The following is a 15,323-nucleotide window of genomic DNA, read 5'->3' as shown; positions in this document are numbered from 1 at the left end:
CACTTTATAAAGTAAAGAAAAATCTGGCGGCGGCATTACAAAAGTAAATGCCGGCCGCCAATTTTTTTTGAGGGTAAGAAACTGTTCTTCTGAGAAAAAATTCCTTGAAATTTGCACAAAACAAGTATATGATTACACTAGGCAGAAATTTGATTTTCGTCAATTTTTTATTTCGTGAGGCTTTCGCCCATGAAATAAAAATGCTCCGCGAGGATGCGCACTCCGCGCAAAGGAATATGGCTGTTTTAACAGCCGCGCTCCGGCGCGAGTGTGTGCCGAAGCGCACACTTTTTTATAATGGAGGACAGCAAAATGAGTAATTCAGCACAAACATCTGCAATGAAAAGAATCAACGCATTGCTGGATGACAACAGCTTTGTTGAAGTCGGCGCATATGTGACTGCCAGAAGCACAGACTTTAACATGCAGGCTCAGGAAACACCTGCTGACGGCGTTGTGACCGGCTATGGCACCATTGAAGGCGGCCTCGTCTATGTGTACAGCCAGGATGCGGCCGTTATGGGCGGCTCCATGGGTGAAATGCATGCAAAGAAGATTGTGCATGTCTATGAGATGGCCATGAAGATGGGTGCTCCGGTCATCGGCCTGGTGGACTGTGCAGGCTTAAGGCTTCAGGAAGGAACGGACGCTTTAGACGGCTTCGGAAAGCTTTACCAGATCCAGTCCTTAGCTTCCGGCGTAGTTCCGCAGATCCAGGCAGTATTCGGAACCTGCGGCGGCGGAATGGCAGTTTCGTCTGCAATCGCAGACTTTACTTTTGTGGAGGAAAAGGCAAAGCTGTTTGTGAATTCCCCGAACGCGATTGCTGAAAACAAGAAAGATACCTCCAGCGCAAAATTCCAGTGTGAAGAGGCAGGAACGGCAGACGGCGCCGGCAGCGAGGACGAAATCCTTGCAAAGATCCGTGCGTTGGTATCCATCCTTCCGGCCAACAACGAGGATGACATGTCCTACGGCGAGTGCAGCGACGATTTGAACCGTGTCTGCGAAGGCCTTGAAAACTGTGCCGGTGATACGGCCCTGGCTCTTGCCATGATTTCTGACGACAGCTTCTATATGGAGCTTAAGAAGGACTACGCCCCCAACATGGTAACGGCGTTCATCCGCCTCAACGGAAACACCGTCGGCTGCGTTGCAAACCGCACCGAGGCCTATGAGGACGGCGAGAAGACAGAAGAATTCGAGAAAGGGCTTACGGCTCAGGGCTGCGAGAAGGCGGCAGAGTTTGTAAACTTCTGCGACGCGTTCAACATCCCGGTGCTGACCCTTGTAAATGTAAACGGCTATAAGGCATGCACCTGCACCGAGAAGAAGATTGCCAAAGCGGCAGCCCGCCTGACATGTGCATTTGCAAACGCAGATGTGCCGAAGGTGACGGTTATCGCAGGCGAGGCCTTCGGAAGCGCATACCTGACCATGAACAGCAAGTCCATCGGCGCCGATGTGGTGTACGCATGGAAGAATGCCTCCATCGGAATGATGGATGCCGTTCCGGCTGTGAAGATCATGTATGCAAAAGAAATTTCCGAGTCCGACAACGCGGCTGCGCTCATCAATGAGAAGGCGGCAGAGTATAAGGAAATCCAGTCCAGCGCCCTTGCAGCAGCAAAGAGAGGCTATGTGGATGATATCATCGAGGCGGCTGAGACGAGAAAGCGCGTAATTGCGGCCTTTGAGATGCTGTTTACAAAGAGAGAGGACCGTCCGGCGAAAAAACACGGAACGGTCTAGGATGAGGTGGCAGATATATGAAACAGAATATAAAAAGAATCTGGCTGGCTCTTTGCATGGCCGTTTGTCTGTTCGCTCTGTCCGGGTGTTCCATGGGCGGTGCGGAAGAGGAGATTGACCCCTCGATTCAGATGGCAATGCAGCAGGGTGCACAGCAGTATCTGGAGCTTTTCAACACCATGACGGATGACGCGGATCTTGAGAGCGCCATCGCGACGAGCCAGAAAAATAAAGACACGGTTATGGAGAGCGCCTTTAATTCCTGGCTGAGCGTGAAGGATGACCTCGGCGCCTTCGTATCTGCCGGTACGGCAGCCGTATCGGATACGGGAGACGGCTATGCGGCCAAAATTGACGCCGTATATGAGAACCGGGAGATGGAGTTCACCCTGACGGTGGACGAGGATCTGGCGAACGTGACCTCCGTTACGTTCAACCCGGAATATACCATCGGTGAAAAGATGGTGAAGGCAGCCATGAATACAGTGATGGGTATGGGCGTCGTATTCGCCGTACTGATTTTCATCTGCTGGCTGATCAGCTGCTTTAAGTATATCAACCGCTGGGAAGAGGGAGTTAAGAAAAAACAGCAGGAGAAGGAACGTGCGGCAGCGCCGGCTCCGGCACCAGCCCCCGCTCCGGCAGCAGCGCCGGCCCCGGCCCCGCAGGCAGCGCCTGTTCAGGCTGAAGCAGACCTGACGGATGACACAGAGCTTGTGGCCGTCATCGCGGCAGCCATCGCAGCGTCCGAAGGAAAGCCGTCCGCAGAAGGCCTTGTAGTACGGTCCATCAAACGCGTCCCGAACGCAAACTGGAAAAGAGCATAAAATCAGGAGGAAATCATCATGAAAAATTATACAATTACGGTTAATGGAAATGTTTACGAAGTAACGGTAGAGGAAGGCTTCACCGGCGCAGCATCCGCCCCGAAGGCAGCAGCCCCGGCTCCGAAGGCAGCTCCGGCTCCGGCCCCGGCAGCACCTGCTCCTGCTCCGGCAGCAGCACCGGCCCCGGCTCCCGCTCCGGCAGCACCGGCAGGCGGCGAGGGAAGCGTAAAGGTTACGGCTCCGATGCCCGGAAAGATCCTTGGCGTTAAGGCTTCTGTCGGCCAGGCTGTAAAGAGAGGACAGGTTCTCGTGATTCTTGAGGCAATGAAGATGGAAAATGAGATTGTGGCTCCGGAAGACGGTACGGTTGCATCCATCAACGTATCCACCGGTGATTCTGTGGAACCAGGCGCAACGCTTGCTACGCTGAACTAATCGTCTGCTGAACGCAGATTCCACATGGAGGGATTAACATGGAATACATTCAAAACACACTTTTGAATCTTCTTCATCAGACAGCATTCCTGAATCTGACCTTCGGAAACATGATCATGATTCTGGTGGCCTTCATTTTCCTGTATCTTGCGATCAAAAAGGAATTTGAGCCGCTCCTTCTGGTTCCGATTTCCTTCGGTATGCTGCTCGTTAATATCTATCCGGATATTATGCTGACGATTGAAGATTCTTCCAACGGGGTAGGAGGACTTCTCCATTATTTCTATCTGTTAGATGAGTGGAGCATCCTGCCGTCCCTGATCTTCATGGGCGTCGGTGCAATGACGGACTTCGGCCCGTTGATTGCAAACCCCACCAGCTTCCTTTTGGGAGCTGCCGCCCAGTTCGGCATCTATGCCGCTTATTTCCTTGCTATTTTATGGGGCTTCAATGACAAGGCAGCCGCTTCCATCTCCATCATCGGAGGCGCTGACGGCCCGACCTCAATCTTCCTTGCAGGAAAGCTCGGCCAGACCGAGTACCTGGGGCCGATTGCGGTTGCCGCTTACTCCTACATGGCCCTTGTACCGATCATCCAGCCTCCGATCATGAAGCTGTTCACGACGGAGGAAGAGAGAAAGATCAAGATGGAACAGCTTCGTCCCGTATCCAAGCTGGAGAAGATCCTGTTCCCGATCATCGTTACGGTTGTTGTCTGCCTGATCCTGCCGTCAACGGCTCCCCTTGTTGGACTCCTGATGGTTGGAAACCTGTTCCGTGAGTGCGGCGTTGTAAAGCAGCTTGCAGAGACCGCGTCCAACGCCCTTATGTACATCGTCGTAATCGTCCTTGGACTTTCCGTAGGCGCTACTACAAGTGCTGAGGCGTTCTTAAAGGTGACAACCTTAAAGATCGTTGCCCTTGGTCTTGTGGCCTTTGCCTTTGGTACGGCTGCCGGCGTCCTGTTCGGAAAGCTCATGTGCAAGGCAACCCACGGCAAGGTCAACCCGTTAATCGGTTCCGCCGGTGTATCTGCTGTTCCTATGGCAGCCCGTGTATCCCAGAAGGTTGGTTCTGAGGCAGATCCGACAAACTTCCTGCTGATGCACGCCATGGGCCCGAACGTAGCCGGTGTTATCGGTACGGCAGTTGCCGCCGGTACCTTCATGGCAATCTTTGGAGTATAGGAAAATGGCCCCGGCCGGGCCGCAGTTTCGCCGGCGCGGCCGGTGCATGACCGTTTTAAATATTAGGAGGTAAAGAAAATGGCAGAGGTTCAGAAAAAACCGGTAAAGATTGTTGAGACTGTCCTCCGTGACGCTCATCAGTCCCTGCTGGCTACGAGAATGTCCACGGAGCAGATGATGCCCATCGTGGAGACCATGGATAAAGTTGGATACTACGCAGTTGAGTGCTGGGGCGGCGCAACCTTTGACGCATCCCTGCGCTTCTTAAAGGAAGATCCGTGGGAGAGGCTTAGAAAGCTGAGAGCCGGCTTCAAGAACACGAAGCTCCAGATGCTGTTCCGCGGCCAGAACATCCTTGGATACAACCACTATGCAGACGATGTTGTGGAATACTTCGTACAGAAGTCCATCGCAAACGGTATCGACATCATCCGTATTTTCGACTGCTTTAACGATATGAGAAACCTGGAGACGGCTGTAAAGGCGGCAAAGAAGGAGAAAGGCCATGCACAGGTTGCATTAAGCTACACCCTCGGCGACGCTTACACGCTGGACTACTGGAAGAACATTGCCCGTGACATCGAGGAGATGGGCGCCGACTCCATCTGTATCAAAGATATGGCCGGCCTTCTGACCCCGTACAATGCGGCTGAGCTTGTGAAGGCATTAAAAGAGGGCACAAAGCTCCCGATTGACCTTCATACCCACTATACGTCCGGTGTCGCTTCCATGACATACTTAAAGGCAGTGGAAGCAGGCTGCGACATCATCGACTGTGCAATGTCCCCGTTGGCCCTTGGAACATCCCAGCCGGCAACGGAGGTTATGGTAGAGACGTTCCGCGGAACGCCTTACGATACCGGTTACGACCAGGATACCCTGGCTGAAATTGCAGACTACTTCACACCGATCCGTGAAGAGGCATTGAAGAGCGGCCTCTTAAATCCGAAGGTTCTCGGCGTTGATATCCGGACGCTCCGCTATCAGGTTCCGGGCGGCATGCTTTCCAACCTGGTAAGCCAGCTTAAGGAAGCCGGCCAGGAGGACAAATACCGTCAGGTTCTCGAAGAGATCCCGAGAGTAAGAAAAGACTTCGGCGAGCCGCCGCTTGTTACTCCGTCTTCTCAGATCGTTGGAACCCAGGCCGTGTTAAACGTCCTTGCAGGCGAGCGCTACAAGATGGTAACGAAGGAGTCCAAGAAGATCATGATGGGCGAGTTCGGAAAGACCGTAAAGCCGTTCAACGCAGAGGTTCAGAAGAAGATCATCGGCGATGCAACGCCGATCACCTGCCGTCCGGCAGACCTGATCCCGCCGCAGCTTCCGGAATTCGAGAAGGAATGCGCGCAGTGGAAGCAGCAGGATGAGGACGTCCTGACCTACGCCCTGTTCCCGGCAGTTGCAAAGGATTTCTTCGAGTACCGTGAGGCACAGCAGACGAAGGTAGATCCGGCCAAGGCAGACAAGACAAATAAGGTTTATCCTGTATAATTAAGAAACGAAAGACGAGGCCCTGTACCTGCAAAAAGGAGGTACGGGGCCTCTTTTGCGGCTGGGCGGCTGGTTTTTCCCGCCGGCAAAACTTGACGAAAGCCTTGGCGGATGGTATAGTGATAAGACAAAAACGGTGCCGGAAGGAGGCGGGAAAATGGGAGAGCGGGAAGCTGGAGATTGGCTGGAACAGGCCGATTTTTTTATTCTTGGTGTCCTGAGCCTTCTGGCCGCCTTTTTCCTGGCCTGCTGGCTCCGGTTCGGGGATCTGGCTGTTCTCGGCAGCCCCCTGTACCGAAATCTGACGGCTGTTCTGGCGGTGGTTGAGCTGCTGGTTTCTGCCGCATTCGGAGAGCCGGGAAGGGAATGGCGTTCTGGACGCGGCGGGAAGGCGGCCGGAGTCGTCCGGCATGTACTCTTTGTGGAGCTTTTGTCCGTGGCCTGGCTGTTTTTTACGAAAGAGGCGGAAGCCTATTCCAGGGCCGTCTGCCTGATGACAGGCGTGTTTTCTGCGCTGTTCCGTCCCGCCGCGTGGACGGCATGGAGCCGTATGCGGCGGCGTTTTTTCCGGCGGAAGGAGATTTCACTCCTTCTTGTCAGTACAGAAGCGCAGATGCCCGGCCTTCTTAAGGAGATGAAAAAGGCGGAATACGAAAACTGCCGCATTGCCGGCCTTGTTGCGGCCGACCGGGACAGGACGGGGGAAATCATCGAGGGAACGGCTGTTGTGTCTTCACTTTCGGGGGCTGCCGCCTATGTGAACCATCAATGGGTGGATGCCGTACTCTTTTTCCTGACGGAGCCGTGTCCGGAGGCGGAGAAGCTTTCGGAGGCGCTCATGGAAATGGGCGTTACCATACATAGAATCCTGCCGGCCGCGTCAAAATACAGGCAGGGGCAGGCGTTTGTGGAACCCTTCGGCGACGGATGGATGGTGACGGTGTCGCCGGTCTTTGCGGCAGCCGGAAAGCGCATGGCAAAGCGGGCCATGGACATTGCAGGCGGCTTTGTGGGCTGTGTCTTTACAGGCCTTTTGACGGTGATTCTCGGCCCTGCTATTTTTCTCCAGTCGCCGGGGCCTGTCTTTTTCTCGCAGGTGCGGGTCGGAAAGAATGGCCGCCCGTTCCGGATTTATAAGTTCCGCAGCATGTATATGGACGCGGAAAGCCGGAAGGAAGAGCTGGCAGAGAAGAACCGTCTGGCAGACGGCAGGATGTTCAAGTTAGACTGGGATCCCAGGATCATAGGCGCCAGGCGCCTTCCTGACGGCTCCGTGAAAAAGGGAGTCGGGAACCTGATCCGCGAGTGGAGCCTCGACGAGTTCCCGCAGTTTTTCAACGTGCTGAAAGGCGATATGAGCCTGGTGGGCACGCGGCCGCCGACAGTGGATGAGTGGGAAAAGTATGAAATCCGGCACCGCGGCCGCCTGGCTGTGAAGCCGGGGATTACGGGGCTTTGGCAGGTGAGCGGGCGGAACCGGATCACGGATTTTGATGAGGTCGTCCGCCTGGATAAGAAATATATTTCGGAGTGGAGCCTGGGGCTCGATCTTCGGATTCTTTTAAAGACAATCCTCGTCGTCCTGTCCAGGGACGGGGCCATGTAAGGCGGGGAGAATGGAAAGGATGCGGTAAAACTGGCAGACGTTTTGGCATGCATGGGAAAGGATATGGCGGAGGTCATCCCTTTCCTTGGTTTGGGGCTCCCGCTGGCGGCGGTTTTGACGGCGCTTTTTTGGGGGCTGGCAAAAAGGCACAGGGGCATGGCGGTTCCGCTGTTTTTGTTTCTCGTTTATCTGATCTGCATGGTGCAGGTGGTCTTTTTTTCCAGGGAGCCGGGCTCTAGGCACGGGCTGGATCTGGCGCTGTTTTCCACCTGGGGGAACACGGCTCAGTCCCATGCCTATGTGATTGAGAACGTCCTTCTGTTTCTTCCCTTCGGCATGCTGTTTCCGTTCCTCTCTTCCAGGGCGGAAAACCTTCTTTTTTGTACCGTCTCAGGTGCGCTCATAAGCGTCCTGATCGAAACGGTGCAGCTTTTTACCGGGCGCGGCTACTGCCAGACGGACGATGTGGCGGCCAATGCACTCGGCGCATTTTTCGGTGTTTTGATCTTTCGGACTGTTTTAAAGCGCATATTTGGAAAAGAAAGAAAAACAGGCTCTCCCGGGCCAGGTTCCAGATGAAAAACGGAATCTGCCCCGGGAGATTTTTGCCTCGGGAGGACAATTCGGCAATGAGGATTTTCCATGGTGCAGGACACGCCCCGGCGCTCACATTTTGCTTAAGAAATTCTTACGATTTCAAGGGAAAACCTGGCAATTCTGTGAACTTTTGCAAGCGAGGTTGACAGGGAACTTGCTTTGTCAGTATAATGAACCTGATGTCATTTTTTGGCATGGACGGACAAGAACGACAGGAGAAAGCAGATGAAAAAGAAAAAGGGGAAACGAATTCTGGCGGCGGTTTTGGGAATGGCGCTGGCCTTCGGGGCAGCGGGAAAGACCGCGCTTTTCATAAAGAATCCGGACACAGCCTTTGCCGATATGGAGCGGTCCGCCAACGTCAAGGCGACGACGCTCAATGTGCGGAGCGGGGCGGGAACGGGGAATTCCATCGTGGCCCGGCTGGACTATGGGACGGCCGTGACGGTCACAGGGGAAACCACGGGTTCCGACGGCGCTCGCTGGTACGAGATCCGTTTTTCAAGCGGCTCCGGTACCCAGACGGGTTATGTGTCTTCAGAGTACATCAAATTCCCGGTGTCCTATACGACGGATGCCTCCTTTGAGGCGTATCTGAATGAACAGGGATTTCCGGAGAGCTATAAGGACTCCCTGCGGACGCTGCATGCGGAATATCCCACCTGGGTTTTCCAGGCGCAGAAAACCGGCCTCGACTGGAATGATGTAATTGCGAACGAGGGGGCCGTGGGCGCCAACCTGGTGGACAAAAACAGCATTTCCTCCTGGAAATCCACGGAATACGGCGCATATGACTGGGGAAGCGGCGTGTGGACAGGCTTTGACGGCGCCACCTGGGTGGCCGCATCGAGGGACATCGTATGCTATTACATGGATCCCAGGAATTTTTTAAATGAGACTTATATTTTCCAGTTCCTTCTGCATACATATGACAGCAATCACCAGACGAAGGAAGGGCTCCAGAGCCTGATAAAAGGGACATTTTTGGAGAAAGCTGCCGTGTCTTCGGGACAGGGAACGGCGCCCGGCGGGACGGTGCAGGAGACACAGCCGGCTCCCGGGGAAAACTACGGCCCCGGCTTTTCGGCGTCTCCGGAACAGACGGCGGCCCCGGTATCCCCGGTGGAGACTACCCAGGGCTCCGGCAGCCAGGGAAACGTGAGCCTGGAAGGGCCGTCGGCCGTTGTGAGCGCCAGGGAGCTTCCCGTGGTGGCTGTGCCGTCGGTGGAGTACGGCCCGGGCATGGACGCCTCGGCGATCACCGGCGACAATACGGGAGCCGGGACGGAATCCCCGGTGCCGCCGGGAAGCAGCTACGCCGACATTATCATGGCGGCAGCGGCGCAGTCCGGCGTGAATCCCTACGTTCTGGCTGCCATGATTATTCAGGAGCAGGGAGCCGGGACTTCGGGCAGCATTTCCGGAAAGACTCCTGGTTACGAAGGCTATTACAATTTCTTTAATATCGGCGCCTATGACTCCGGCACCATGTCGGCCGTCACCCGCGGCCTCTGGTATGCCTCCCAGAACGGGAGCTACGGGCGGCCATGGAATTCCATCGAGAAGTCCATCGTCGGCGGTGCCCAGTATTACGGCGACAATTACGTGAAGCAGGGACAGGATACCTTCTATTTAAAGAAGTTCAATGTCCAGGGAACGAACCTTTATAAACATCAGTACATGACGAACGTGGAGGGTGCAGCAGGCGAAGGCGCCAAGCTTTCCCGCGCCTACACGGATGACATGAAGAGCCAGACGCTCGTATTCAAGATACCGATTTACAACAACATGCCGGAGACGGCATGTGCGAAGCCGACGAAGACGGGAAGCCCCAACAACAAGCTGGCTTCTTTAGAGGTTACGGGCTACGCCCTGACGCCGACCTTCGGCCGCGACACGGAAAGCTACGATATCATCGTGAACCCGTCCGTTGACAGGATCGAGGTAAAGGCAGGCGCCATTGACTCGAAGGCGTCTGTGAGCGGAACAGGAACCATTTCCCTCCAGAGCGGCGCCAACACCATTTCGGTGACGGTTACGGCAGAAAACGGCGATGTGCGGACGTACCGGCTGAACGTGGTGAGACAGAGCGATGCGCCGGTGGTAACGGTGCCGGATTCCGGAACCGGCGGTACAGGAACGTCCGCAGGGACGGGAACGGCCGTCGGCCCGGGCGGCCAGACAGGGCCGGGCGCAGGCCAGACCGGAGGCCCCGGTGCTCCGGCGGAAACGACGGCGGCTGCCACCCAGGGCGTCCAGACAGGTGTGGGGCCTGGCGGTTCCACGACCCAGGCGCCGGAGACAACGGCCCCGGTTGTATCCCAGACCCCGGGAGCCCCGGCAAAGACCCAGGCGCCGGAAACCGCGGCTCCGACCGCGGCGGAGACACCGGCTGAAACTCAGGCTCCGGCGGAAACGACGTCGGCAGAGGCTCCGCCCCAGACGGAAGCAGCCCAGGGCGGCAGGCTTTCCGGCGATGTCAACGGGGACGGGAGCCGGACGGTTCTCGATGTGATGCTGATAAAACAGCATATTCTTGGGGAAACTACCCTTAGCGGGGATGCCGCGAAAGCGGCCGATTTAAACGGGGACGGCACGGTCAACGCGGCCGACATGGCGGCCCTCCAGAAGATCATCCTGGAGAATGGGTGATAAAACGAAGTAAGGAGACATGGATATGAGTACAAAGATAAAGAAGCTGGCGGCGGGCCTTCTGGTTCTCGCCATGATGGCAGTTTTCCTGCCGGGCCAGATGCTTACTGCCTTTGCGGCGACAGGAAAGATTACGTTTTCCGACCCGTCTGTTACCGTCGGGAATCAGGTGACGGTTTCGATGAAGATTACAACAGACGGGGCAGAGGGGCTCGGCGCCTCGGACGTCATGCTGGAATATGATTCCTCCGCCCTGGAATTTGTGAGCGGCACCAGCGCCAACGGCGGCGCCGGCTCCGTGAGAGTCTTAGGCACCATGGAATCGGTGGGACAGACGACGTTTAACTTTTCTCTGACCTTTAAGACGTTAAAGGCCGGTACCACAAACATCACCGTAAAATCCCAGGAGGTCTATGACTCCAACTCCCAGGCGGTGTCCTTAAGCCATGTGGGAAGCTCGGCCGTCAAGGTCAACGCGCCGGCAACCTACTCAAGGGATGCGAACCTGTCGTCCTTAACGATTTCTCCGGGCGAGCTTTCCCCGGCCTTTTCGCCGGACGTGACGGATTACACGGCCACGGTTTCCGGCGATGTGGAAAAGATCACGGTCAGTGCACCGGCCAATGACAGCAAAGCGACGGTAGTTGTCAGCGGAAACGACGGCCTCCAGATCGGGGAAAATGAGATTGTCTGCAAGGTAACGGCAGAAGATGGTACAACCGTTAAAAATTATACGATTAAGGTGACAAAGACCGAGGGCGGCGAGACGCCGGAGGCTTCGGAGCCGGCTGACGCGGGCGCTGAGGGCAGCGGCATGACGGCAGCCGTCGGTGAGGAGAACTGGCAGGTGGCAGCTTCCTTTGACGAGGCAGCGCTTCCCGCAGGCTTTACGTCCACGCAGATTGATTACAACGGAACGCAGGTACAGGCCGGCTGGAACGAGGCGGAAGGCCTGACGCTCCTTTACATGACGAATGACGCGGGAGAGGGCGATTTCTTCCTCTACAATTCGGAGAATGGAACCTTCGCGCCGTATGTAACGGTGAAGATGGCGGAGAAGACCATCATCGTCCTTCCGGTCAGCGAGATTCCGGAGGGCACGGAAATTCCGGACGGCTTTGAGGCCTGCTCCATCGACATCGGCTCGCACACGGTGAGCGGATGGATCTGGGCGGCGGACGACGATTCGGTTCCGGAGTACTGCGTCGTCTACGGTATGAACAGCAATGGTGAAAAGAACTTCTACCGCTACGACCAGAAGGAGATGACACTCCAGAGGTACTTCCAGGATCCGGATGCGGAGAGCGCGAAGACGAAGCTTGCATCACTGGCAGAGGAATACAACAGCCTCTTAGATGACTACTCCATCCGCGGCTGGCTGATCGTCGGGCTCTTTGCCGTATGCATCGTGTTAATTATTGTACTTATTGTCCTGCTCTTAAAGAAGCCGGGCAGCCCGGGGCGCGGAGGCACTTCCTATGACCTGGACTACGGCGCAGAGAGGCAGACGGGCGCGGAACGCCAGGAGGCCGGCCGCTATGACAGGCGGGATACAGCCGGAAGAAGGAACGGACGCAGATATGAGAGCGAAGATCCTGACGACGGATACGGCGACATAGAGGATGCGGACGAGGAAGTGTACGAAGGCCGCGGCAGGAATACTGCCGCGGACAGACGCCCGACCGGAAGACGGGATGCAGAGCCGGATTTTGAGGACGAGGAAATCGAAGATCTGGATGCGGATTTTGACGATCCGGAGGAAATGGAACCTCAAACCGGCAGGAGGAGCCAGAAGCCAGCCAAAGAGGCGGGCCGTTCCGTCGAGGAAGACGACGATTTCGAGTTCATTGATTTAGATCTGTAAAAGAAATCCGGGAAAAGGAGAGGTGATCCGTATGGAAATGACAAGGGAAATGGCAGAGGTGCTTCACGGCTATATCGACAGCATGGCGGATGTGCATAAGCAGGAGCTCATCCGGGTGGCGTCCCAGCCAAGCGTCAGTGCACAGAACTGGGGCGTGGAGGAATGCAGCAGCCTTTTAATCTCCATGTTCCGTGACATGGGCATGGAGGCAAGGCTTTTGGACTCGCCGACAAAGCCGGCAGTCTTTGCTGAGCTCCACTCCGATAAGGAGGACGCGCCGACGGTACTGTTTTACGGCCATTACGACGTCCAGCCGCCGGAGCCCCTGGAAGCATGGGATACGCCTCCCTTTATCCCGACGGAAAAGCTTGGTGTCCTCTACGGGCGCGGCGTTGCCGACAACAAGGGGCAGTTCATGGCTCATCTGATGGCGGTGCGTTCCTGCCTGGAGACCTTTGGAAAACTCCCTGTCCATGTGAAATTTATCCTGGACGGCGAGGAGGAGAGCGGGAGCCCGAGCCTTCCGTGGATCGTGGAGCAGAACCGGGAACTTCTGGCGGCCGATGTGGTTTACGTTTCCGACGGCGGCATGTACAGCGACACGGTGCCGCAGATTGTCTACGGAAACCGCGGCATCCTGTCCTTTGAGATCGGGATTACGACGGCAAAGAGCGACAACCATTCGGGGAACAAGGGCGGCGTCATTGAAAATGCGGCCTGGAAGATGGTAAAGCTTTTATCGTCCATGACAGACGCGGACGGGAAGGTGCTGATCGACGGCTTTTATGACGGCATTGCGCCGGTTTCCCCGGCACAGCAGGAAATGATGGAAGCCATGGAGTTTGAGCCGGAGGAGCTTTGCAGGCTGTACGGCGTGGACAGGCTGAAATTTGACGATAAGCTGGAGTTTTACCGCCACCTGATGTTCCTTCCGACGCTCACCATCAACGGCCTGACGAGCGGCTACGGCGGAGAGGGCACGAAGACCATCATCCCCTGTCATGCAGTGGTAAAGATGGATATCCGCCTTGTGCCCGGTATGCGGGGGAAGGACACGTATGAGAAGGTGAAGCGCCATGTGGAGAAGATGGAGCCGTCGGCTGTTGTAAGCGGGTATTCCGTCATGGAGGCTTCCTGTACGGAGCCGTCTCTGCCGCTTGTTGTGCGGATCCGCGAGGGCATAAAGAAAGCCTACAACACGGAGCCGGTGAATCTGCCGCTCATGGGCGGCAGCCTTCCGAACTACGTGTTCACAGATATTTTAGGCGTTCCGGTCGTCAGCGTCCCCTATGCAAATCCGGATGAAAACAACCATGCGCCCAATGAAAATATGAAGCTTTCCTGCTATTACAACGGCATCCATGCGACGGCCCAGGTGCTCTGTGAGCTTGGCCGCCCGGCAGAAGAATCAGGAAAATCATAAAAAGTATTTGCTTTTTCTCTCAAACCCGTGTATAATGGGGCCAATTATCACTTTTTTACTTTACACTTTTAACGTGACATTTAGAGAAGGAGAACATTGGATGAAAGAGAGAAGCAGCTTTACAAGCAGGATCGGCTTTGTCCTGGCCGCAGCAGGCTCCGCGGTCGGACTCGGGAATCTCTGGCGGTTCCCGTACCTGGCGGCAAAATACGGCGGGGGAGCATTTCTGATTATCTACATCCTGCTGGCAGTTACCTTCGGGTTTACGCTGATGATTACGGAGATTGCCCTCGGGCGCAGGACGAGGCTTTCTTGTATTGAAGCGTATGCGAAGCTCGATAAGCGGTTTGCGGCCCTTGGCTGGCTTTCCGCGCTGATCCCCGTCATTATCACGCCGTACTACTGTGTCATCGGCGGATGGGTCATCAAATATTTTGCGGAATTTGCCCGCGGGAACATGGCAGCCATGGCTGGAGATTCCTATTTCGGGGATTTCATCGCAGGAAGCGGAAGCGGCCTTTTTGAGGCGCCGATGTTCTGGTTTTTGATTTATGTGCTGTTGACGGCGGCCGTCGTCCTGTTCGGCGTGGAAAAGGGGATTGAGAAAGCCAGCCGGTTTTTGATGCCGGTGCTTGTCCTTCTATCTGTCGGCGTGGCTGTGTACAGCCTGACGCTTCCCGGTTCCATGGACGGGTTAAAGTATTACCTGCTCCCGGATTTAAAGGATGTCTCCGTGACGACGGTGCTGGCGGCCATGGGACAGCTTTTTTATTCCATGTCCTTAGCCATGGGCATCATGATTACCTACGGCTCTTATATGAAAAAGGAAGACAATCTGGAAAAGTCCGTGGCGCAGATTGAGATTTTTGATACGGGGATTGCGTTCCTGGCCGGTCTGATGATCGTGCCGGCCGTCGTGGCATTTAACGGCGGCGATGCGTCTTTAATCCGCGGACAGGCAGGGCCGGGGCTTATGTTCGGCGTGCTGCCGAAGGTGTTCGGCTCCATGAATATGGGCGGGCTGTTCGGCACGGCGTTTTTCCTGCTGGTGCTGTTTGCGGCGCTGACGTCGTCGATTTCCCTTTTGGAGACGGTGGTTTCCATGGTGCAGGATAAGGCAAAGCTGGGGCGGAAAGCGGCCACGGTCGTTTCCACGGCGGCCATTCTCCTGCTTGGGATCCCGTCCTGCCTTGGCTATGGGCCTCTTTCCGGCATCAAGCTTCTTGGCATGCAGTTTCTGGACTTTTTTGACTTCATCTCCAATTCGGTGCTGATGCCGGTTGCGGCCATCGGGACGTGCGTATTTGTGGGACATGTGATCGGGAGCCGTTTTGTGGAGGAAGAAGTGGAAAGCTCCGGGGAGTTTAAGAGAAAGCGCCTTTATCAGGTCATGCTCCGCTGGATTGCGCCTGTCATGCTGGCGGCGATCCTGGTGGGAGAGCTTTTGAAATATTTTGGAGTTATCAGCATTTAACGGAGGTTTTTGGAC

11 protein-coding genes are annotated in these 15,323 nt (G+C 55.7%); all 11 read left to right on the top strand.

Annotated elements, in window-relative coordinates; genetic code table 11:
* The first annotated feature begins 312 nt into the window (after positions 1-312).
* The 11 genes from KE531_01920 (at position 313) to KE531_01870 (ending at position 15,308) form a co-directional block, all read left to right on the top strand.
* Complete coding sequence (locus KE531_01920; protein MBR9952392.1) at positions 313-1,752, top strand: carboxyl transferase; 1,440 nt, start codon at positions 313-315, stop codon at positions 1,750-1,752.
* A gap of 17 nt (positions 1,753-1,769) precedes the next feature.
* On the top strand, positions 1,770-2,579 hold the full coding sequence (locus KE531_01915) for an OadG family protein (GenBank protein ID MBR9952391.1): 810 nt from the start codon (positions 1,770-1,772) through the stop codon (positions 2,577-2,579).
* 18 nt (positions 2,580-2,597) lie between these two features.
* A complete protein-coding gene (locus tag KE531_01910; GenBank protein ID MBR9952390.1) occupies positions 2,598-3,014 on the top strand; it encodes a biotin/lipoyl-binding protein in 417 nt (138 codons plus the stop codon).
* A 38-nt stretch (positions 3,015-3,052) separates the two neighbouring features.
* On the top strand, positions 3,053-4,201 hold the full coding sequence (locus KE531_01905) for a sodium ion-translocating decarboxylase subunit beta (protein ID MBR9952389.1): 1,149 nt from the start codon (positions 3,053-3,055) through the stop codon (positions 4,199-4,201).
* A gap of 78 nt (positions 4,202-4,279) precedes the next feature.
* Positions 4,280-5,692, top strand: coding sequence for an oxaloacetate decarboxylase subunit alpha (locus KE531_01900; GenBank protein ID MBR9952388.1), 1,413 nt, complete (start codon positions 4,280-4,282; stop codon positions 5,690-5,692).
* Between the two features lie 157 nt (positions 5,693-5,849).
* Positions 5,850-7,298, top strand: a complete 1,449-nt coding sequence (locus tag KE531_01895; GenBank protein MBR9952387.1) for a sugar transferase — start codon at positions 5,850-5,852, stop codon at positions 7,296-7,298.
* A 63-nt stretch (positions 7,299-7,361) separates the two neighbouring features.
* The gene (locus tag KE531_01890) at positions 7,362-7,877 is read left to right on the top strand and encodes a VanZ family protein (protein ID MBR9952386.1); all 516 of its coding nucleotides are present in this window, start codon (positions 7,362-7,364) and stop codon (positions 7,875-7,877) included.
* A gap of 243 nt (positions 7,878-8,120) precedes the next feature.
* On the top strand, positions 8,121-10,547 hold the full coding sequence (locus KE531_01885) for an SH3 domain-containing protein (GenBank protein ID MBR9952385.1): 2,427 nt from the start codon (positions 8,121-8,123) through the stop codon (positions 10,545-10,547).
* Positions 10,548-10,572: 25 nt separating this feature from the next.
* On the top strand, positions 10,573-12,411 hold the full coding sequence (locus KE531_01880) for a cadherin-like beta sandwich domain-containing protein (GenBank protein ID MBR9952384.1): 1,839 nt from the start codon (positions 10,573-10,575) through the stop codon (positions 12,409-12,411).
* Between the two features lie 31 nt (positions 12,412-12,442).
* Complete coding sequence (locus tag KE531_01875) at positions 12,443-13,834, top strand: M20/M25/M40 family metallo-hydrolase (GenBank protein MBR9952383.1); 1,392 nt, start codon at positions 12,443-12,445, stop codon at positions 13,832-13,834.
* 100 nt (positions 13,835-13,934) lie between these two features.
* A complete protein-coding gene (locus KE531_01870) occupies positions 13,935-15,308 on the top strand; it encodes a sodium-dependent transporter (protein ID MBR9952382.1) in 1,374 nt (457 codons plus the stop codon).
* Positions 15,309-15,323: the final 15 nt, after the last annotated feature.

Source organism: Eubacteriaceae bacterium Marseille-Q4139, from assembly GCA_018223415.1.
Taxonomy (GTDB): Bacteria; Bacillota; Clostridia; order Lachnospirales; family Lachnospiraceae; genus CABSIM01.
This window is presented reverse-complemented; position numbering and strand designations above follow the sequence as displayed.